The 19,822-nt window shown below is 65.4% G+C and carries 24 protein-coding genes and 2 pseudogenes; 12 read left to right on the top strand and 14 right to left on the bottom strand.

From position 1 onward, the window contains the following. Positions 1-182 precede the first annotated feature (182 nt). Positions 183-314 carry a hypothetical protein gene (locus QTI17_RS22935; protein WP_286535847.1) on the bottom strand — a complete coding sequence of 44 codons (132 nt, stop codon included), beginning with the start codon at positions 312-314 and terminating at the stop codon, positions 183-185. A gap of 43 nt (positions 315-357) precedes the next feature. On the opposite strand from QTI17_RS22935, the gene QTI17_RS22930 reads away from it, so the two are divergent. Further along, positions 358-528, top strand: coding sequence for a hypothetical protein (locus QTI17_RS22930; RefSeq protein WP_286535846.1), 171 nt, complete (start codon positions 358-360; stop codon positions 526-528). Here the strand turns inward: QTI17_RS22930 and QTI17_RS22925 are convergent. Together QTI17_RS22925 and QTI17_RS22920 are read right to left on the bottom strand one after the other, a co-directional pair. After that, positions 525-746 (bottom strand): hypothetical protein, encoded by a 222-nt coding sequence (locus QTI17_RS22925; RefSeq protein WP_286535844.1) that lies wholly within the window; start codon positions 744-746, stop codon positions 525-527. The genes QTI17_RS22930 and QTI17_RS22925 overlap by 4 nt on opposite strands. Before the next feature lie 18 nt (positions 747-764). Then, positions 765-935, bottom strand: coding sequence for a hypothetical protein (locus QTI17_RS22920; RefSeq protein ID WP_286535842.1), 171 nt, complete (start codon positions 933-935; stop codon positions 765-767). Positions 936-1,007: 72 nt separating this feature from the next. Here QTI17_RS22920 and QTI17_RS22915 point away from each other — a divergent pair, with 72 nt between their 5' ends. Beyond that, positions 1,008-1,298, top strand: coding sequence for a DUF1488 family protein (locus QTI17_RS22915; protein WP_286535841.1), 291 nt, complete (start codon positions 1,008-1,010; stop codon positions 1,296-1,298). A 67-nt stretch (positions 1,299-1,365) separates the two neighbouring features. Further along, entirely contained in the window at positions 1,366-1,695 is a 330-nt protein-coding gene (locus tag QTI17_RS22910; RefSeq protein ID WP_286535840.1) for a cytochrome C, read from the top strand. Positions 1,696-1,703: 8 nt separating this feature from the next. Here the strand turns inward: QTI17_RS22910 and QTI17_RS22905 are convergent. Continuing rightward, positions 1,704-2,186: pseudogene (locus QTI17_RS22905) on the bottom strand (acetoacetate decarboxylase); the annotation flags it as partial. Between the two features lie 174 nt (positions 2,187-2,360). On the opposite strand from QTI17_RS22905, the gene QTI17_RS22900 reads away from it, so the two are divergent. Further along, positions 2,361-3,062, top strand: coding sequence for an SDR family oxidoreductase (locus QTI17_RS22900; protein WP_286535839.1), 702 nt, complete (start codon positions 2,361-2,363; stop codon positions 3,060-3,062). A 23-nt stretch (positions 3,063-3,085) separates the two neighbouring features. On the opposite strand, the gene QTI17_RS22895 is transcribed toward QTI17_RS22900, so the two are convergent. Further along, entirely contained in the window at positions 3,086-4,468 is a 1,383-nt protein-coding gene (locus QTI17_RS22895; protein ID WP_286535838.1) for an FAD-containing oxidoreductase, read from the bottom strand. 117 nt (positions 4,469-4,585) lie between these two features. Next, entirely contained in the window at positions 4,586-5,722 is a 1,137-nt protein-coding gene (locus QTI17_RS22890; protein ID WP_286535836.1) for a patatin-like phospholipase family protein, read from the bottom strand. A 194-nt stretch (positions 5,723-5,916) separates the two neighbouring features. Here QTI17_RS22890 and QTI17_RS22885 point away from each other — a divergent pair, with 194 nt between their 5' ends. Beyond that, positions 5,917-6,975, top strand: coding sequence for a class I SAM-dependent methyltransferase (locus tag QTI17_RS22885; protein WP_286535834.1), 1,059 nt, complete (start codon positions 5,917-5,919; stop codon positions 6,973-6,975). Positions 6,976-7,140: 165 nt separating this feature from the next. Here QTI17_RS22885 and QTI17_RS22880 read toward each other — a convergent pair whose 3' ends face one another. Further along, complete coding sequence (locus tag QTI17_RS22880) at positions 7,141-7,653, bottom strand: YidB family protein (RefSeq protein ID WP_286535832.1); 513 nt, start codon at positions 7,651-7,653, stop codon at positions 7,141-7,143. 174 nt (positions 7,654-7,827) lie between these two features. On the opposite strand from QTI17_RS22880, the gene QTI17_RS22875 reads away from it, so the two are divergent. After that, positions 7,828-8,361, top strand: coding sequence for a hypothetical protein (locus QTI17_RS22875; protein WP_286535831.1), 534 nt, complete (start codon positions 7,828-7,830; stop codon positions 8,359-8,361). A gap of 192 nt (positions 8,362-8,553) precedes the next feature. Next, entirely contained in the window at positions 8,554-9,114 is a 561-nt protein-coding gene (locus QTI17_RS22870) for a lipid-binding SYLF domain-containing protein (protein WP_286535830.1), read from the top strand. Positions 9,115-9,216: 102 nt separating this feature from the next. On the opposite strand, the pseudogene ligD reads toward QTI17_RS22870, so the two are convergent. From ligD to QTI17_RS22850, 4 genes and pseudogenes are all read right to left on the bottom strand, one after another. Continuing rightward, positions 9,217-11,777 (bottom strand): annotated as a pseudogene (ligD, locus tag QTI17_RS22865) (DNA ligase D). A gap of 253 nt (positions 11,778-12,030) precedes the next feature. Then, positions 12,031-12,207: a DUF3606 domain-containing protein gene (locus QTI17_RS22860; RefSeq protein WP_286535829.1), complete on the bottom strand. Its 177-nt coding sequence runs from the start codon at positions 12,205-12,207 to the stop codon at positions 12,031-12,033. 118 nt (positions 12,208-12,325) lie between these two features. After that, positions 12,326-12,994 carry a glutathione S-transferase family protein gene (locus QTI17_RS22855; protein ID WP_286535828.1) on the bottom strand — a complete coding sequence of 223 codons (669 nt, stop codon included), beginning with the start codon at positions 12,992-12,994 and terminating at the stop codon, positions 12,326-12,328. Positions 12,995-13,375: 381 nt separating this feature from the next. Continuing rightward, positions 13,376-13,768, bottom strand: coding sequence for a nuclear transport factor 2 family protein (locus QTI17_RS22850; RefSeq protein ID WP_286535827.1), 393 nt, complete (start codon positions 13,766-13,768; stop codon positions 13,376-13,378). Between the two features lie 537 nt (positions 13,769-14,305). On the opposite strand from QTI17_RS22850, the gene QTI17_RS22845 reads away from it, so the two are divergent. Continuing rightward, positions 14,306-15,073 carry a histidine phosphatase family protein gene (locus QTI17_RS22845; RefSeq protein WP_286535826.1) on the top strand — a complete coding sequence of 256 codons (768 nt, stop codon included), beginning with the start codon at positions 14,306-14,308 and terminating at the stop codon, positions 15,071-15,073. Between the two features lie 7 nt (positions 15,074-15,080). Continuing rightward, a complete protein-coding gene (locus tag QTI17_RS22840; protein WP_286535825.1) occupies positions 15,081-15,983 on the top strand; it encodes an NAD(P)H-hydrate dehydratase in 903 nt (300 codons plus the stop codon). A gap of 361 nt (positions 15,984-16,344) precedes the next feature. On the opposite strand, the gene QTI17_RS22835 is transcribed toward QTI17_RS22840, so the two are convergent. Then, positions 16,345-16,542, bottom strand: a complete 198-nt coding sequence (locus tag QTI17_RS22835) for a hypothetical protein (protein WP_286535823.1) — start codon at positions 16,540-16,542, stop codon at positions 16,345-16,347. A 172-nt stretch (positions 16,543-16,714) separates the two neighbouring features. Between QTI17_RS22835 and QTI17_RS22830 the strand changes: the two genes are divergently transcribed. Next, entirely contained in the window at positions 16,715-16,972 is a 258-nt protein-coding gene (locus tag QTI17_RS22830) for a hypothetical protein (RefSeq protein WP_286535822.1), read from the top strand. A 933-nt stretch (positions 16,973-17,905) separates the two neighbouring features. Here the strand turns inward: QTI17_RS22830 and QTI17_RS22825 are convergent. Further along, positions 17,906-18,130 carry a hypothetical protein gene (locus QTI17_RS22825; protein WP_286535821.1) on the bottom strand — a complete coding sequence of 75 codons (225 nt, stop codon included), beginning with the start codon at positions 18,128-18,130 and terminating at the stop codon, positions 17,906-17,908. Between the two features lie 73 nt (positions 18,131-18,203). On the opposite strand from QTI17_RS22825, the gene QTI17_RS22820 reads away from it, so the two are divergent. Further along, positions 18,204-18,575 carry a response regulator gene (locus QTI17_RS22820; RefSeq protein ID WP_286535820.1) on the top strand — a complete coding sequence of 124 codons (372 nt, stop codon included), beginning with the start codon at positions 18,204-18,206 and terminating at the stop codon, positions 18,573-18,575. 68 nt (positions 18,576-18,643) lie between these two features. Here QTI17_RS22820 and QTI17_RS22815 read toward each other — a convergent pair whose 3' ends face one another. Further along, positions 18,644-18,889 carry a hypothetical protein gene (locus QTI17_RS22815; protein ID WP_286535819.1) on the bottom strand — a complete coding sequence of 82 codons (246 nt, stop codon included), beginning with the start codon at positions 18,887-18,889 and terminating at the stop codon, positions 18,644-18,646. Between the two features lie 671 nt (positions 18,890-19,560). Between QTI17_RS22815 and QTI17_RS22810 the strand changes: the two genes are divergently transcribed. Continuing rightward, on the top strand, positions 19,561-19,803 hold the full coding sequence (locus QTI17_RS22810; protein ID WP_286535818.1) for a hypothetical protein: 243 nt from the start codon (positions 19,561-19,563) through the stop codon (positions 19,801-19,803). The last annotated feature ends 19 nt before the right edge of the window (positions 19,804-19,822 follow it).

Here is a 19,822-nt window from a genome sequence, read left to right as displayed (position 1 = left end):
GTCGGTTCGGTCCGGGTCCCAAACAGGCCGGGGGGAGTCGCCTGAAGGTTCTTCGTCAGGGGTCGGGGCGGCGGATCGGCGTGTGCGTCTTGGTCCGGGGGCGGGGCGGGGCTTCGAGTGCTTTTTCATGATCTGCTGCCTTTGGCTCGAGGACGTGGTGGGCTGCTTGACGGGCAGGGCGCTCATTTGCCGGCCGTCCTGGCCACCGCATCCTTCGCCGCCTGCGCCGCCTGCCGCGTGGCCTCTTCGGCCTTCTGCAGCGCCTCACGCGCTGCGCCGGCGGCCGCCTCGGCTTCTTCCTTGCTGGCGGCCATGGCGCTCTGGACTGCCGCCTCGGCCTTCGCAAGCGCTTCCCTGGTGGCCGCGGACGCCTTCTTGCTTTCTTCTTCGGCCTTGAGCGCGGCTTCCTTGCTGGCATCGAGCGCCCGGCTGGCGGATTCCGATGCCTTCTCCTCGAAGCGGTTCGCCGACTCCGCCGCCTTTTGCGCCGCCCGGCGGATGGCCTCGGCGATCGCCTGGGAGACCTAGCCGGCATTCACCTTGCTCTGTTCAGCCGCAGCCTTGGCTGCGTCGGCGGCCTTCTGTGCGGCGATTTGCGCCTCGCGGGCGGCCTTGCTCGCGGCATCGCGAATCTTCTGTGTCGGCGTCGATGCGGGACTCAGCTGGCCGGGTGCCGTGTAGTCGGCGGCGGTCGCTCCAGCGCTTGCCACGGCAACCAGCATCGCCAAAAGCATTTTCGATGACATGGCATGGTCTCTCGGGTTTCAAAAGCCGCCACTCAGTTGGACGTCGGATTTCATATATTTCCTTTCATCACGGAGTAGCCCTCGTTGCGATGCTGCTGTGGCAACTGTAGGCAGCGGGCCGCGGCGCGGCTTGCGCTGGATCAATTCGGTGTCAACACGCGCCATTTCGAGATTCTTGATCTGACGCAAGGCGCGAGCGTCGTTTCGGGTCCACGCTTCCAGTCTGGCCGCACAGGCGTGAAACGACACAGGAGCCATCCCATGACCAGCGATGCGATCTACTGCTTCGATCGAGCGAGCGTGCTGTTCGCAATCTATCCGGAGGGCAGCGGAGGCCCTCGGGTCGTTGCGGAGATAACCGAAGACGCGCTGCGCGATATCTTCGGCGCCCAGGGAGGGGGCGACAGCCTCGTCGAGGCGTGTCGGGAGCACGCCGACCGGATCGAGGAGTCGGCGATGCAGCACTACCGGCGCGATCCGGAGAAGCCGGTGATGCTCCAGACCGCCGATTTCGAGCTTCCTTGGTCCCTGGCGACCGATGCGGTGCATTGAGCGGGGTCCGCGAGGAACCGCATGGTGCACGTTTCGATCGATGATCTTCCGCAATGAGAGGGACCCCATGGCTGTTCGATCCTTGGCAGTGTGCCTCCTGGCGGTCTCGGCGCTCTCCGGCGTGCCGGCCTCTGCCCAGTCACGCGGAGAACTGCTGTACTCGACGCACTGCGTCGCCTGCCACACCACGCAGGTGCACTGGCGAGATCGGCGGCTGGCGAAGGACTGGAACAGCCTCCAGGCGCAAGTGGCGAACTGGCAAGCCGCAGCCTCGTTGAACTGGAGCGAGGACGACATCGCCGCTGTCACGCAACATCTCAACGAGCGCTTCTATGGATTCAAGGCGCCCTCGGGCTCGCCCGTGGTCCTGGGGCCGGCGGGGCGCGAGCGGCCCTGATCGCACCATCAGGAAGCGGGTGCGAGATAGTCGTGTTCGACGGTGCCGAGCGCGAGCGTCATGTCGGCGATGTAGTGCACCGCCGATTCGACCTTCAGCACCGGCAGCTCGGCCACCGGCGCCAGTGCATGCGGATGCAGTTCGAGCGAGGCCGGGCCGCTCCAGGCGCCGTGCAGCGTGACGTCGACCATGTGGTAGCGCACCAGCTCGCAGATGCGCGGGGTGCCGTCGACATGCGGGATGATCTTGAGCAGGAAGTTCGGCTGCGCGATCGCTGCCAGTATCGGCGCGTGTTCGAGCGTGCGGTGCTTGAACCCCATCGTCGCCTTGGCGACCCGCACCTTCCCATAGTCGAGGGTGCCGACCACCACGTCGGTCTCGTGGTCGAGCACCGGCGAGGCCAGCTTCTTCGGAAAGCCCCACAGCTCGCGGCCGCCGGCGATCGGCGGATGGTCGTCGAGGTACATCGCGTGCACGTAGGCGCCTTGCTCCATCCCCTTGTCGGTGCGGCGAATGCGGTCCGGCGGACGTCGACGATGTTCATGTGGGCTCCGGGTCGGTTGCGTGAGAATTCATCGGCCGCTTGATGCGAACCTCGGGAGGCAGGCGCATTTGGATGCTACAACGCACAGGATGCGCGCATTCACAACCGAAAGGAAAAAGCGATGTCAGGAAAAGTTGCAGTGGTCGTGGGCGGCGGAAGCGGAATGGGTGCCGCCGCCGCACGCAAGCTGGCGGGGAATGGGTTCGAGGTGGCGGTCCTGTCTTCGTCCGGCAAGGGCGAGGCGCTCGGCAAGTCGCTGGGCGGCATCGGCGTCACCGGGTCCAACCAGTCGAACGAGGACCTTGCGCGCCTGATCGATCTGACGATGGCGCGCTGGGGCCGCATCGACGTGCTGGTCAATGGTGCCGGCCACGGGCCCAAGTCGCCTTTGCTCGAACTGACCGATGCACAGTGGGTTTCGGGCATGGACATCTACCTGATGAACGTGGTCCGCGCGGTGCGGCTGGTCACGCCGGTGATGGAGAAGCAGAAGGGCGGCGCGATCATCAACATCTCGTCGGCCTGGGCCGTGGAGCCCAGCGCGATGTTCCCGGTCTCGGGTGTGTTCCGTGCCGGGCTCGCCGCCTTCACCAAGCTCTACGCCGATCAGTACGGGGCCAGCAACGTGCGCATGAACAACGTGCTGCCCGGCTGGATCGACAGCCTGCCGGCCAAGGAGGAGCGCCGCCAGAGCGTGCCGCTGCAGCGCTACGGCACCAGCGAGGAAGTCGCGGCGACCATCGCCTTCCTTGCCTCGGACGATGGCGCCTACATCACGGGTCAGAACATTCGGATCGATGGTGGCCTGATGCGCTCGTTGTAGATGCGTGACGCTCGGTCCGTCTCTCAGAGCGGCGTCAAGTTGCCCAACAGCGTCGGAATCAGCTCGCTGACGGTCGGATGGATGTGCACGCAGCGACGGATCACCTGGTAGGACGCATCGGCGGCCATCACGTCGAGCAGCGAGTGCACGATTTCGTCGCCCTCGATGCACAGCAGCGCCGCTCCGAGGATGCGCTCGGTTTGCGCGTCCACCAGTACCTTCATGAAGCCTTGCGTCTCGCCGCGTTCCTTCGCGCGTCCCACGCGGCTCATCGGCATCAAGCCGACCAGGGCAGGCCGTCCCGATGCCCGTACCTGTGCCTCGGTCATGCCGATCCGCCCGAGCGGCGGGTCGATAAAGAGCGCATAGGCGGGGATGCGATCGGTGGTGCGGCGCGCTTCGCCGTCGAGCAGGTTGGCCGCGACGATCTCGTGGTCGTTGTAGGAGGTGTGGGTGAAGGCACCCAGTCCATTGACGTCGCCGAGCGCCCATATGCCGGGGAGATTGGTGCGCAATTGATCGTCGACGGTGATGAAGCCGCGCGCGTCGGTCGCGATGCCTGCCCGGTCGAGGTCGAGCCAGTCGCTGTTGGGACGCCGGCCCACCGCGGCGAGCAGATGGCTGCCATGCACCTCCTGCGCGACGCCGGCGGACTTCAACGCGATGCGAATCGGCGCGTCGCCGGTCGCTCGTGACACTTCGGCCTCGCGCACGCCGAGCAGGAAGCGGACGCCTTCGCGCTCGAGGATGGCCTGCACTTCGTGCGAGACCTCGGGGTCCTCCCGCGCGATGACGCGATCCGCGTATTCCAGCACCGAGACCTGCGAGCCGAAGCGACGGAACATCTGCGCAAATTCGAGGCCGATGTAGCTGGCGCCGATCACGACCAGGTGCTCGGGCAGGACATCGAGGTCCATCATGGATGTGTTGGTGAGCACCGGCATGTCGGCGATTCCCGGCCAGTCGGGAAGCATGGGCCGGGCGCCGACGTTGATGAAGATCCTTGGCGCCTCCAGGGTCTCGCCATTGACCTCGATGGCATGCGGCGCGACGAAGCGGGCGTGGCCGAGGATCACGCGCAGGCCCGGGGTTCCGTCCAGCCACCGCGCGAGGCCGTCCACAGCGTTGCGGACGACGAGATCCTTGCGCGCCTTGACCGCACGCATGTCGACACTGACCGAAGGGCCGACATTCACGCCGTAGTCGCTCGCCCGGCGTGCCAAGTGGGCGACGCGCGCGCTGGCCACCAGCGTCTTGGTCGGCATGCAGCCGTCGTTGACACAGGTGCCCCCGAGGTGCTCGCGCTCGACCAGTGCGACTTTCAGACCGGCGCCGGCCAGTCGCACGGCAAGGAAAGGCCCGGCCTGGCCGCTGCCGATGATCAATGCGTCGAAGCGTGTCTGCATGGTGGCTGCCTTTCCTCGGTGCGTGCGAGCCGTTCTACATCGCGTGCGGATCCATTTTCATCCCGGCGGGGAACAGTTGTCCGCTCGGCTCATGCACGATCTCCTCCATGCCGAGGATCAGCGGTGCTCGATCACGCCTTCGATGGGATCGATTGCGGCCTCTTTCCAGGGCGCGCGCCTGATCATGCGCCAGGTGTCGGCGTGACCCGCCTGGCGGCGCGCGCGGATGCCCGCGGGCGTGAAATCGATGTCCTTGGTGTGGTCCTCTCCGTCGATGCGCGGCGCGACCAGATGCGCCACGTGCATCGTCGTGCCGCAGCCCCAGGAAGCCAGCTCCATCACCTTCGGATCGGCTTGCTTGGATGCCGGTATCTGCTTGTGCAGTTCGCGAATCACATGGCGCAGCCGGTGGATCTGCTTCTGCCGCGCGATGTGGCTGTCGGCGCGGCTGGCGAACTGGATGTCCTTCTGGCGCGCCATCACCTGCCAGATCGAGTCGGGTTCGGGCGCGGTCTGGTGCCAGACGTTGACAGCGAAGATCACCGAGTCGCGCCGCGGCTTGTCGTCGAGCACGGCCTCGATGGGCGTGTTGGAGTAGATGCCGCCGTCCCAGTAGGGCTGGCCGTCGATGCGCACGGCAGGGAAGGCCGGGGGCAGGGCGCCCGAGGCCATCACATGGTCGACGCCGAGCACTTCCTTGCGGGTGTCGAAATAGCGCATTTCGCCGCTGCAGGTGTTCACCGCACCGACGGTCAGGCGGGTGCGGCACTGGCGCAGGTACTCGAAATCGACCAGCGACTGCAGCGTCCCGCGCAGCGGCGCCGTGCTGTAGTAGGAAGCCGCCTCCGCCCCGAGCTGCGCGGCGGATCCGCGCAGAGCATGCAGGTTGGGCGTGAAGAAGTCCGGGATGCCGCGCAGGACGGTCGCCGTGTTCGACATCATGTTGCCCAGCCCCATCCAGTCCGGGACACCGAATGCGAACGTCGACGCCTGCATCAGATTCCAGAACGCGTTCACGCGCTCGAGCAGGTGTTCGGGGCGGTTGCCGGCGATCAACGAGGCATTGATCGCCCCGATCGAGGTGCCGATGACCCAGTCGGGCTCGATGCCGGCTTCGTGCAGCGCCTCGTAGACGCCGACCTGGTAGGCGCCGAGCGCGCCGCCACCCTGCAGCACCAGAACGACCTGGCCCGGGAGATCGCCCTTGCTGTGCCCGTTGCCGGACGGGCCTCGCGGCTTGCCTGAATTCGCCATGGTCGACTCCTCTTGCCTTCATTTGAAACTCAGTTTGGCCGCATGGTCTCACGAGGTCATCAATGAAAGTTCACGATTTCGTCACATGCGAGGCGCGTAACCGAGGGACACCACGGCCCGAACTATCGATCGAGTGCAACCCGCCACCCGCGTGACCGGTCATGCGGCACGGCGCAACCCCGAGGAGTGAAGTCATGCAGATCGACGAAGACAAACTGGATGCCTTGATGGGCAGGATGGTCACGGAGTTCGGCGCGCTCGCCAGCGCGCCGCTGGTCATCCTCGGAGACCGCCTGGGTTTGTACAAGGCGATGGCCGGCGCCGGGCCGATGACGGTGGACGAGTTCAGCGAACGCACGCACCTGCGCTTGCGCTACGCGCAGGAGTGGCTCAGCGCGCAGGCGGCAAGCAGCTTCGTCGACTATGACCCGGAGGCGCAGACCTACGCGCTTTCGCCCGAGGCCGCACTGGTGCTGGCGGACGACAGCAGTCCTGCCTTCATGGGCGGTGGGTTCGAATGCCTGATGTCGATGTTCCTCGACATCGACAAGGTACAGAGAGCCTTTCGCGATGGCACCGGCCTTGCCTGGCACGAACATCACCCGAGCCTGTTCTCAGGCACGGAGCGCTTCTTCAGGGCCGGCTACAACGCCAACCTGGCGCCGAGCTGGATTCCGGCCCTGGACGGCATGAGCGAGCGGCTGCACGCAGGTGCCCGCGTGGCCGACGTCGGCTGCGGATTCGGCGCGTCGACGATCGTTCTGGCCGAGGCCTACCCGGCTTCGACCTTCGTCGGCTACGACTATCACGAGCCTTCGATCAACGCCGCGCGCGAGCGTGCTGCCGCCGCGGGCGTCGCCGATCGTGTGAGCTTCGAAGTGGCTGGCGCGAAGACGTATCCAGGCCGCGACTTCGACCTGGTCGCCTTCTTCGATTGCCTGCACGACATGGGCGACCCGGTGGGAGCGGCCAGACACGTGCGCGAGACGCTGTCGCCGGACGGCATGTGGATGATCGTCGAACCGTTTGCCAACGATCGCCTGGAGGACAACCTCAACCCGGTCGGGCGCATCTTCTACTTCGCCTCGACGATGGTCTGCACGCCCTGCTCGCTGTCGCAGGAAGTGGGGCTCGGGCTGGGGGCGCAGGCCGGCGAGCAGCGGCTGGGCTGGGTCGCTCGCGAAGGCGGGTTTGGCCGCTTCCGGCGTGCTGCGCAAACGCCGTTCAACCTTGTCTTCGAAGCCCGCCCTTAGGTGCGTTCTGTCGAGCAGCGGCTGCTGCGACGGCGGCGGAGCAGGCGGCCACGGCGACGATGCAGGACGGAGGATCTGCCCGTCCGGCCGCGGCTATTTGTCCGCTGGAACTTCGCCGACGGGTCCGGGTGCGGAAACACCTTGGACACGTCGCGGACATGCTGCCTAGCGGAACTGCCGCAGAAAGTCGTCGACGCTCGACGTAAGCTGGCTCTGCTCGGGCACTTGACCGCCGGGCGTGAAATGGTCTACCACGTCGGGCAGCAATTCCGACAGCCCTGAGCGCGCCTCGTCGTCGCCGAGGCCTGCCTGCTGCGCGATCTGGTGCAACTGATCTCGGCCGAAGATGTCGTCGATTGCAGTCGGGGGCAAGGCCTCGTTCGCGCCGGTGCCGACCCATGAATCGGCTTGGCTCCCGTAGCCCTTCCGGGTGAACTGTTCGAGCAGGCCGCCGAGGCCGCCCATGCCGGCGAGACCTCCGAGACCACCCGCTCCGCCGGCAGGACCCGGACCGAGGCCGCCTGCGTGGCCACGCTGGCTCAGCATGCTGAGGACCACCGGCAGCAAGGCCATCAGGATCGGGCTGATGCCGCCGCCGCCGCCGCGCGAGCCGTCGCTGCGGCGTCCGCCGAGTGCATTGCCGGCGAGTCCGCCGAGAATCTGCGTCAAGAGGCCCATGATGATCTCCTTGGTTGTGCGACGGGCCGCGCCGCCGACTCCGGTCTGGAGTTCGGCCTACAACGCTTGGGCTCAATCGCTGATCCATGCGCATGCCGGGTGGGCGGATACCTGCATGAATCAGGAAGTCGCTCTGTCGCTGCGGCTTGCTTCATTCTCTTCTCCGGAGGCACTATGGACAACCCTTCAACCGGCGCGCGGCCGGACAGCGACCCGAGTCGCACCACCACGTCGAGCGGCACGCGGCCGGAGACCACCTGGACCGCAGGCGCGTTCGTTCCGTTCGAGCAAGACCGGCAGGCTGGGCAGCAGTCCGGACAGTCGCAGCAGTCCGCGCAGGGCACGCCGTCGCCGCAGGGAGGCTCCTCGGACACCCAGCCCTATGCCGATGAGGGTGCGTCGATGCGCCGCAGCATGGACGCCGCTGACGCCGTCGGGCGCAATGCGGCGAATGCCGCCCAGGGCTGCCTGCAAGATGCCGAGGACAAGGCTGGCAGCGTCGCAGACTCCGCCAAGACCTACGCCCGCAATGCGGTCGATGCGGCGGGCCAGAAGATCCAGGGCATGAAGGAACAGGCGGTCGACCTGCGCGCGAAAGGGCAGCAATACGTGATGGACGAGCCGATCAAGGCAGTCCTCTGCGCCGCTGCGGGCGGCGCGCTGGTGACGGCGCTGTTGATCGCTCTGTCCGCGCCGCGGCGCCGTTGACCCGCGGCGCAAGCCGGTCGAACCGAGCCACCGCGTCCCAGATCGCCTGCGCTGGGCATCGATTTCCTGGGTAGCCGAGGTGACCGGATCTGTGGGAACATTCGGACGGGTCGCTCGCAGGGAGACGTGCAGCCCAGCCGGACTCCCTCGTGCCCATGAGGTGGATTTGCATGACCGTGAAAGGAGAACGCAATGAAACGTCGCAAGCTACTCGTCGTCGGTGCATCGCTGGCATCGTTGCTGGCCCGCGGTGCCTACGCGCAGGACAACGCTGCCAAGCAGGCCGAGGTCAGGGCAAAGGCCAAGCAGGCGCTCGAGGACTTCTACAAGGCCGATCCCGAGATCAAGAACGCGGTAGGCAAGGCGCCCGGTTACGCCGTATTCACGACCTACGGTTTGAGCTTCGGCCTTGGCGGAGCGGGCGGGAAGGGCATAGCGCACGACAGCAAGTCCAAAAAGGACACGTACATGAACATCGCCCAGGCGAGCGCAGGCCTGCAGATCGGGGCCTCCGACACGCGCTATCTCTTCGTGTTCAAGGATGCCAAGTCGCTGGCCGACTTCATCGACAACGGCTGGGATGCCTCGGCCGGCGCTGCCGCGGGCGCAGGCACCGGCAAGGACGAGGCCAATGTCAAGGCGGGTGCTGTCGCGTTCTCGGGCGGCACCGCGTATGTGCTGACCAAGACCGGCCTGCAGGCGGGGGTGTCCCTCGGAGGCTCGAAGGTCTGGAAGGACAAGGACCTGAACTAGGGTTCGGACGTGAATCGCGCCGTGCGCTCGACCGCGCCAACATGGCGTTCGATGGATTTCATGATGCAATTTCCGGCCGAGCGCCTTGCCATGGTGGCTGAGCTACGTTCCCGGCCTGAACCCGATCATCTTCATCGCGGCAGTCAGCGGCTGGCGCGTCGTCCAGTAGTCTGCCCATGCATCTGTCGTCTGAAACGACAGGTGCTCCCGCGCAGTCGCGACGGTCCATTGCGCACCGCTCTTCAGCTTGGGCAGGTCATCCCAGTCCACCGGCATCGACACGCCGAGGCCGGCGCGCGCCCGAGCAGAAAACGCCGCCGCGGTCGTGGCGCCGTGCCCGTTGCGCAGGAAGTCGACAAACAGCTTGCCGACCCGGTTCGAGGGCCCGCTCCTGGCCACAAAGCGTGCCGGGATGGCGCGCGCGAGGTGCTGCACCACCGCCTGCGAAAAGCCCTTGACCGCCTCGTAGTCGAAGCGCGGCGCGATCGGCACCACGACGTGCAGGCCCTTGCCGCCACTGGTCTTCAGCCAGGCCTGGAGCCCCAATTCCGACAATAGTGTGCGCACCAGGATCGCCGCCTCCTGGACGTGCTGCCAGGACGTGCCTTCACCGGGATCGAGGTCGAAGATCATCCGATCTGGTTTGTCGATGTTCTTCGCCGTGGAGTTCCAGGTGTGAAACTCGATGACGTTCATCTGTGCCGCAGCCGCAAGTGCTTGCGCGGTGCCGATCTCGAGCAACGCAGCGTGACCCGGCCACAGCTTGGGGTCCAGTTCCTTGATCCCGGGAATGCTGATCTTCTCGTCATGTTTCTGGAAGAAGAGCTCGCCCGTCACGCCGGTCGGCCCGCGCACCAGCGAGCACGGCCGCGTCTTCAAATGCGGCAGGATCCAGTCCGCCACCGACTCGTAGTAGCGCACCAGGTCGAGCTTCGTCAGGCCCGAATCGGGGTCGATGACGCGTCCGGCGTTGCTCACCTTGATCCCCCCGGTGGCGGTCTTGCCTGCCGTCTTCACGGGGCCAGCATCCGCGAGCGTCATGGCCGTCTCGCGCACGATCGCGCTGGCCGGCTTGTCGGTGCGCAGCGCAACATAGGACGCGTGCCGGATCTGTCCGTCGGGCGTCCATTCGGCAAAGGCCACTTCGGCGACCATGCGCGGCGCCACCCAGCGCTCGCTGCCTGGGGCTCGCTTGGACCACCGGGCGGGCTTGGCCGCGCCGGCAGGGAAGGGGGGCTTGGCAACCTCGATCTTGACCAGCTTGCGCTTCAACGCCGCAGCCTCGTCCGAGTCCCACCCGGTACCGACGCTGCCGACCGACACCAGCGTGCCGTCTGGCGCATGGACGCCGAGCAGCAGGCTGCCGATCTGCGGGGAGCCGTCCGAGCGGTCGGTGTAGCCGGCGACCACGAACTCCTGGCGCTGCTGGCACTTGAGTTTGAGCCAGGTTTCCGTGCGGCGCGAGGCGTAAGGCGCGTCGGCCCGCTTGGCGATCACGCCCTCGAGGTTCATGCGGCAGGCCGAACTCAACACCGACGCGGCGTCGGCTTCGAAGGCGGCGCTGAAGCGGACATGGTCCGTCGCCTTCTCGTCGAGCAGTGCCTTGAGCAACTGCCGGCGCGACACCAACGGCGCTTCGCGCAGGTCGTAGCCTTCGAAGTAGGGCACATCGAACACGAAGTAGACGATCTGCGCGTTGCCCGCGCCGAGGTCGAAGGCCTTCTGCAATGCATTGAAGCTGGGCAGGCCTTTGTCGTCGAGCACCACGATCTCGCCATCCAGCCAGGTTGACTTGAGCCCGAGGCCCTCCAGCTCGCGCACCAGGCCGGGCATCTTGGCCGACCAATCGTGGCCGCCGCGCGTCACGAGCGCGGCCTTGCCGTTGTCGATGCGGGTCATGATCCGGTAGCCATCGAACTTGATCTCGTAGAGCCATTGGCCCGCCGGAACGCCGGTGGCCAGGGTTGCGAGCTGGGGACTCATTTTGGCGGGGAGCGGTGCCTTCACGGCCCCCGGCACCCTGTCATCCGCGCCGCTGGCGCGCTTGGCCGTGGCACCGCGCGTCGCCGCGACCTTGGGCTCGGAAGGCGCCACGCGCAGCGGCTTGGCGATCACACTATCGGGGAGGGCCGAGACGACGTCGTAGTCCGCCTTCGGTCGCGCATACGCGTCCTTCTTCTTGAACAGGATCCAGGGCTCCTGCTTCTCGCCGCCCTTGGCGATCTTGACCAGCTCCCACAAGCCGGCCAGCTTCTGACCGTGGAGGTGGAAGAGCAGCTTGCCTTTCTTCAGGCCTTCCCGCGGGTCGCCCTCGGGCTCCCAGGTGCCGTTGTCCCAGACGAGGACCGTGCCGGCGCCGTATTGCTTGGGCGGAATGGTGCCTTCGAACGATCCATAGGACAGGGGGTGGTCCTCGACATGGATCGCCATGCGCTTGTCGGCGGGGTCGAAGCTCGGCCCCTTCGGCACCGCCCAGGAGAGCAGGACCCCATCCAGCTCGAGGCGGAAGTCGTAGTGCGCCGGCTCGCCGCATGCTTCTGGATGACGAAAGAAAGAGCCTTGCCGTTGCGGGGCGCGTGTTCGCCCCGAGGCTCGGAGGTGACCGCGAAGTCGCGCTTCGACCAGTATTTCTGGAGCGGTTCCAGGCGGGTTTCGCGGGCCATGCCGAAATCTACAGGGCGCGCTTGGCAGCGTCGAGTCTCGCGCTTGCCGGTCGCGCTCGCCTTGCCGGCTTGCGTGGCCCGAACGGCGAAAACAGAGGCGAAGCCCCCGGTCCTCAAATTCCGCCACCGCCACCAAGTAGTCGCGTCGGGCGGACTTCGGACTCACGAGTCCAGCCACGTGGTCCGCCGGTACGTCTCCAGACGGTTCCACGCCCTCAGAAGCGCAAGCAGAATCATGAAGCCCCTCTCCGCGCTACTTCTTTTTGAGGTACGCGCGCACGGCCTCGGCACTGTCGCCCACGGCGCCCACGGCCTCCTTGAGCTGCTCCGCGGTGCAGCCGAGCGACTGGGTCCAACTCTGGACTTCATGCGGCTCGGACAGGGAAATCAACTTCCGGTCGAGACCGGTTTTCTTTGGATCGTCTGCCATCTTCAACTCCTGTAGGCGAAAAATTGACGTGATCGCGGCGGAGGATGAGTGGACCGCGCGCACGCGCACCGGTCGACCTCCTCGATGAATGGCCCGCCGCCGACCGGAGGGCGCCCGGCTATGGGCCCTCGCTTTCCCAAAGCGGCACGAAGGGATAGCGGGCCGCCCAATGGTCCAGCAACCGGGGCTCGGCGTCGACGCGTCGGACCACTTCCGCCATGCGTGGCGCCTCCCGGTAGAAGCGCAGCCGACGGGGCTGCCACCGGGACACCACCGCGACGTAGAGGTCCAGCACGCTCACCCGGTCGCCCAGCAAGTAGCGAGGGCCACGCGGCATCTGTGCATCCATTTCCCGCCAGCATTGCGCGATTCGCTCGGCTGTCCGGTCAAGGATCGTCGCTTCCGCGTCCGGGTTCGAGGCGAGTCGAGAGGGCTCGTCACGTACCCAATAGAGAGCGTAGATCGCAGCCGAGACGTAGGTCATCCATCGGAGAAACTGGCCACGTGTCGGATCATCCGTCCTCGGCGCCAAACCCGCCGCGGGGTAGCGGTCGGCGAGCCAGATCAGCATGGCGGCGCTCTCGGTCATGATCTCGCCGGACGGCAGCACGAGCACAGGGACCTGACGCATCGGGTTCACGGCGCTCAAGCGCCCGCGTTCATGGTCTCCTTGCCAGGGCGCAACGTCCACGACCTGCACCGGGAGCTCCATCAGCGTGATCGCGGCATGCACCGCAGTGGCCCCGGAGCCCGGGGCGCCGTACAGGATGAAGGGGGCAGAGGTCATGGCGTACCTCACGAGGGTTCGTCGCTGAGAGAAAGTAGCACTCGGACTCGCGCGAAGTCTGTAGGCCCGCGCCTCATCTCTGCTCGATCAGCCCGCGCCTGCTGCCCAACTGGATGGGGCTGGCAAGAAATCGAAGGTCGCGCCGGATGGTTGGTCGCAGCGCAGCTGCGGTAGGTGAGCGAGCAGCTACGTCGGGACCAACTCGAGCGGCGCACGTGTGCTGCGCAAACCCTTGAGATGCGTTTCGACGTCGCTTGGGCATTCTCCTACTCGCGCTGACTGATCTTGCCACCAGCGCCAACGCCTCCGTCGCAAGGACCGTCGACTTCCGCCGCTTGCGCCAAGGAACACTGTCGACTGATCTTCTGGACCGGTTTGCGCCTATCTTCCCGCCGCCACGTAGGCAGCCGTGTCGAGCGTGCCGATCCAGCGGCTTATCTTGTCGTTCTTGAGCGTGAAGACATGAACCCACTCGCTCTCGAAAACCTTGCCGTTGGGTCGCGGCTTGGTCTGTTCCCAGCCAAGAACGGTGACGTGATCGGGTCCTTCGAGGAATTCGCGCGGCTCGAACTTCTGGATGTCGTCCGATTCGGCCAGCGTGCCGAACCATCCTCGAACCTGTAGCTTGCCGGTGTACTCGCCCGCATAGGGGATGCCCGCACTGGCCACGAAACGCCACCGCACATCATCGGTCAGCAACGCCAGGATGCCCTCGACGTCCCCGCGCCCGAAGGCGGCATAAGCCTGTTGTACGACTTGGGTCGGTGTGCTCATGACGGACCTCCGTAAAAGTGCAGACTGCAAGTCTAGGCCGGCCGTCAGCGTTTTCAACTTGACCGGGAGGTTCACGACCGACAACTCGATGTCGTCGAGGTGCAGTTCGCCGGACCATTCGTGGGAGGAGCCCGCACACAAAAGCCAGCTGCTCTTCAAACAATTGCGATGTCGTGACCTTCGTCTTGTCGGCCTTGGCGCCCGTGTCGTGAGTCACCATCAGCAAGCGTGCGCCTTCGAACTTCATGTAGCCACTGTCCTCGTTCTGGGAACCTCCAAGAATCACCGTGCCATGCCTGCCCGGCCGATCGTGTAGCGCGCGAAGCCGGCGCCCTTCGCGGACAAGAAGAGAACCCGTCCTACGCCCACGCCAAGTGCGAGATCGCATGTTCCAAACGGGAGCAATCCAATGCCAGAACAAATGCCCGCCACTGCCCCGCAGACACGAACCCCGCCGCTGTCCCCGCCGCCGTCCCCGCCGTTTCACCGTGTGGAAGCGGCGATCAGCCTTGCAAAGGCCGCAGCAGGGGTGACGCCATGAATGCCGGCTGGCCAGCCCAGTTGTGGATCGTCCGGCATGGTGAAAGCGCCGGCAACGTCGCGCGTGATGCGGCCGAGTCCGGAGGCTTGGCGGTCATCGATCTGGCCTGGCGCGACATCGACGTTCCGTTGTCGGACCTCGGGGTTCAGCAGTCCAGGGCTTTGGGCGCCTGGTTCGCCAAGCTGCCTCGAAACGATCAACCGGAGGTGATTCTGTGTTCGCCCTACCAGCGGGCGCGCCAAACCGCTGCGCTGGTGGCCGAGTGCGCCCGGATGTCGAGCGCAGTCGCGACGCTGCGTCTGGACGAGCGCCTGCGTGAGAAGGAATTCGGCATCCTCGACCGCCTGACCAAGTTCGGCATTCAACAGAAGCATCCCGAGCTCAACGAGCAACGGCTGCATGTCGGCAAGTTCTACTTTCGGCCGCCCGGCGGAGAAAGTTGGTGCGATGTGATCCTTCGACTGCGCAGCCTGATCGAGATGATCACGCGGGAATATGCGCAGCGCCGCGTGCTGGTGGTGGCGCACCAGGTCATCGTCAACTGTATGCGCTACCTGCTCGAACGCCTCGACGAGCACCAGATCCTCGACATCGACCGCAAGGGCGACGTTCCCAACTGCGCCATCACCTCCTATCGTGCCGCGCGCGGTCATGGGGACGAGGAGGAATTGCAACTGGACCTCGTCAACTTCCTCGCGCCGTTGCGCGAAGCAGCCACGCCCGTCACCAGCGCGCCCGATGTGCCGTCTGCGGCGAAGCCCTGAGCGTCCAATGGCTGCGACCGGATCTCGTCCGAAGCGACTGACACCCGCCGTCCTGGCGCGCTGGCCGCTGCCGAAGCCGGGTGAAGATGCGGACAAGGAGGATCGCGGCCATGTGCTGATCGTCGCCGGCAGTGTGGAAATGCCGGGCGCGGCGCTGCTGGCTGCTGTGGCCGCGTTGCGGGCGGGCGCAGGGAAGCTCACGATCGCGGCGCCGGCGGGGATTGCGTACGGGCTCGCGTTCTCGGTCCCCGAGGCGCGCGTCGTCGGCCTGCCACAGGCCCGCAGTGGCGCGCTGCTCGCACGCGGCGGCGATTCGCTCGCCGCGCTGGCGGCGCACGTCCGTGCGCTGGTCGTGGGGCCCGGCATGCAGCACGAACGCTCGATCGTCGGCTTGGTCCGCGCGCAGATGCCGCTGTTCAGCCACGCGACGGTGGTGCTGGACGCATTGGCCATGTCAGTCGTGCGCGACGGCGCGCTCGACCAACCGGTGGTGATGACGCCACACGCCGGCGAAATGGCCTACCTCAGTGGACAGAGCAAGGAGGCTGTCTGCGAAGACCCGGTCGCGGCGGCGCGCGACGCTGCAAGCCGCTGGAACGCGTGCGTGGCGTTGAAGGGCGGCAGCACGGTCATTGCCTCGCCGGACGGTGCGTTGTGGCAGTTCGATGATGGGGCGGCGGGATTGGCTACGTCGGGCTCCGGGGACACGCTGGCAGGTCTGATTGGCGGCCTGGCGGCGCGGGGCCTGCAGCCGCTCCCCGCCTGCGCCTGGGGCGTGGCGGCGCACGCAAGCGCTGGGGCTGCACTGTCGCGGCGGCACGGTCCGTTGGGCTATCTGGCGCGCGAACTGGCTGCAGAACTGCCCGCCAGCTTGCACGCGCTCGGCCGTTCCGCGTCGCACCGAGGCTGAGCGCGCCTCGCAGCGGTTCCCTGCGCCTGCGGGTCGCTGAGAGCGACATCTTCGCGTTGCGATCGCTTCCGCGGAGGCGCTGCAGCGTGCGGCGAGCAAGCCCATCGCCTACGCGACCTGCGCTGCTGGACGACCCATGCCTGCAGGCGCGGAAACCCAGACTGACCCATTCTCGGTGCTCTCGTGGATCACCCAATGGAAGTGGCCGGGGTCCGGTTCGTCGACCCAAACTGCGATGTGCCTGAGGTGTGTCATTGGGCCGTTCCCAACGTTGATCAAGATTTTTCAATCCCGCCACTGCGGCCCGCCGTCCCAGGGGTCTTGTATTCGAAGCGCTTCTCCAGGACACGCAACCGGTCAGTCACTCGGGAGCGACACGAAAAAGCCCGCCGAAGCGGGCAAAGACCAGTCGATGGTCGGAGGAGACATCAATGATGTGCCGATTCTCTGAACGATCGCTGAACGCCATGCGATGCGAAACGTTGTCAAAGAGGAAGCGCACAGGGTCACCTATTCGGCGGCACTGGAGGTTCACGCGGGTGGGATGGAAGATAGTCACGGCGGTCTCCGGAAAGCCAGCGGTGCACGGAGCACAACAAGATAGCCTGGCTGCCGGTCCAGCGGAGGCCAAGGCAAGAACGGTGCCTCTCCAGCGCCTACCTGACGAGGCATCAACGTGGCATGTCTCTACATGCGCAAGTCGCGCCCCCCCTGGCGAGGCGCGCTCCTTCTTGCTCCTCCTCGAGTCACTTCTTCTGGTCGGGCTGCTGCTGCCTGCCCTGACCAGGCTGCTGACCGGTCTGCTGCTTGCCGGGATCCTGCTGCTGCTGCCCCGGATTGCCTTGACCTTGCCCTGGCTGTTGCTGCTTCCCCGGGTCCTGCTGCTGCTGGCGGGGATTGGACGTCTGATTGCCGGGCTGGTTGGGGTTGTTACCTTGATTCATGAGAAGCCTTTCTCGATGGCCGGAGCGACGATGCTCCGCCGCTAAAGTAGGCACGCGTCAACATGCAGACGGTAGTCGCACCCAGAGCAGGTGTAGGACGCTTTTTGCACGATCAGCTTCAATGGCCTTGCCGCTCCCCGTTCGATTCTCGTGAGGCGAAGAGAAGGTACCTTGGTCTACATCAAGGCAGCGTGCATGGTCTTGCGTAGCATCGCTGCTCACAACAGGAGACTTTCTATGCACACAACTTCCGAGACCTTGAAGTGCGACATGGACTCGCCCGACTCCTTGGCGCGCGAAGTGCCTCTCGTCCATTCTTGCTTGAACCAGTTGCTGGCACTCGCGCCGTGGCCCGCCGCCATGTGGGAGTTCTGGCGAAGCCAGTCCTCGCGCTATTCAACCTTCCTCGCTGGCGGCGCCCCATTTGATGCCTGATAGGCAGGCAGCGCCCGGTACCGGGGATTCTTGAGCGTAGGCGGCCAACGCGTCGTCCTTCAGTGTTGTGTCTGGCAATGGAACTATTCACGGGAAAGCATGCATGTACGTAAGACTCGCTGCCGTGGGTAGGCAATCGCCCGACTCGGGCGACTCTCGCGCCCGGCAGGTTCCTACGCCGCCGACGCGCCCTTCGCAGGAAGCTTGATTCCCGTAAGGAGACCATGCCATGCACCGTCGATCGACTCCACGAAGGAGACGACGAAGATCGAACCGTGGGGCGGTGACGGTCCCAACGGCCCCAATGAGGGGCCGAACATCACGACGGGCAAAGAGCGCGGCGCGCCGGGCGCACCCAGCAAGCCCACGGGCTCCTGTCCGAGGAGACGCACATGCCAGACGACACCTCCGGGAGTCTTTCATGACAGCTGGACGCACGCTCTCAGGCAAGGAACCGAGCGGCTGAGGTCGCTCGCCGAGGCATCGCCTATCGCTGGCCCACGCGCGGGAGGGGAGAACGAGGGCGCGGACCCCGTCGGGTGTTCAGTGCGCAGCCTGATCAGGATGAGCAGCTGGCCCGGCTGAGCCGAACGCCAGTTTGAGTTCCTTCAGAGCGTCTTGGACTCGTTCAATCGCCGTGAGCACGCCGTTCGCAGACTCAGGGTCCGCGCCGGCAGGCGGACTGAGGGCGAACGTGAGGCGCTCGCACGCAAGCGCCCATTTGAGTTGGGCCTTTAGCTGCTCTGGGGTGCGCTGGGATTCGGTCATTGGCGATTCGATCCTACCCTCACACATCCTGAGCGCTCACTCACATTGCAAGGATTCCAACTACCGTTGCGAGATGGCAGGGCTATCGGTATTCCTCGTTGAGGACAACAAACAGATTCGGGATCATTTGATTCCCGCGCTGGCCGATTTAGGGTCCGCAAGCGTGATGGCCGTTGCCGAGACTGAAGGCGAAGCCATCGCCTGGCTTGCGCATCACAAGGGGCAGTGGGATCTCGCTGTTGTCGATCTCTTCTTGGCACAAGGATCGGGGCTCGGTGTCGTCCGTTGGTGCCAAGGCCGCGACCGCCATCAAAGAGTCGCCGTGCTCACCAACTATCCGACCGAGGCGATGCGCAAGGCTTCTCTCGACGCAGGTGCGGACGAGTTCTTCGACAAATCTACGGAACTCGACGAGTTCTTCGAGTTTTGCCTGGACCGCGGTTAGCGCGAGGGCCATTCGGCCCCACGAAAGTGTCTCAACACGGAGGCTGCCCTGGCAAGAGTTGCCGCAATTTAGGCGTCGGGTAGCGTAGGGAGCGCTGCTGCGCCTCCGACGTCGTCGGCAATGGGTCGCGCGAGGAGTGCTGTCATCGCGGCCATCGCCTCGTGCATGTCTCCGAACACAAACGGCAGCTTCTCGCCGTCGAGTCCGACGAGTTCAAAAACCACCCTGCCGTCGGCCTTCGCGACCCTATAGACGCGGTAACCACCTGCCGAGGCAATCTCGACGCCATCGTTGGCATTTTGGTGTTTTCTCATCGTTAGCCTCCTCGAAAGCCCTAGGCATGGGCGCGCCTACGCCTTTAGGCCCTTCATGCTGTGCAAGGCACGTGCCTATTTTCTCGGCGCTGAGGTCTAACTGCCCATGGCCACTTTCATGGTCCAAGCCAAGGCCACGGCGAGGCCAACGACAAGCGCGCAGCTACGCCAAGCTCCCAGGCCGAGACCCTTTGCGGGCTCCTTCCCGCGCCGGGAGATTCGCCGTGGTGACGACGCCCGCGCTGCGTACTCCGACTCTTGCGCCAGCCACTCTGCGTCGTATCGTGTTTCGTCCATGTAACTATTGTAGACAAATGTAGTACTTTGGTTTCTTTACTTTTTCACTAAAACCATGATCTCACCGAAGCTGCCGATCTCGGAACCCACGGTTTCCAGGACTGGCAATCGAAGACGGCGTTCCCTAGGAGACTCCTGGAAGAAGTCACGCTTGGCGGATGGACCGCAGGCCTCTCGGCGAACGCTCACACGAACGAGGAAAGCGCGCGCAAAGCTCGAGGCGGCGAATCAAAGGTTGTTGCCGTTTGTCGCAAGAATTTGGCGAAGGGCGTTCGAGGTCCGCGACGCTGCGCGTTCCTAGAGGAGTTTTGCCGTGAAGACTGTGTTGCGAGCACTCACCGAGATCAGGCTTCGCCGATCCGAAGAAGTGTCACATGGGTGCCAGCCTGAGGGCGGATGCGATCACCTGTGGATCCCCGACAACGACATCAACCGCCAAAGGCTGCTTCGGGCCTTGGAAGTTGGCAATCGACTTCATGGTCCGGCCACCCATTGGATCGAAAAACGGCAAGCCTGAACCCGAGGCGGCTGCCCGAGCTGTCGGGTTGCCGGCATGCGTCAATCCAGTACGGGTGACCGGCCCCAAGACCTTCAACCTGTTGGCCTTGTGGACTTGACCCGAGCTATCTCGCAGCC

Origin of the sequence: Variovorax sp. J31P179, assembly GCF_030316985.1 — a bacterium.
GTDB classification, from domain to species: domain Bacteria; phylum Pseudomonadota; class Gammaproteobacteria; order Burkholderiales; family Burkholderiaceae_C; genus Variovorax; species Variovorax ginsengisoli_B.
The sequence above is the reverse complement of the archived record's forward strand: the minus strand, read 5'-3'. Positions and strand labels throughout refer to the sequence as shown.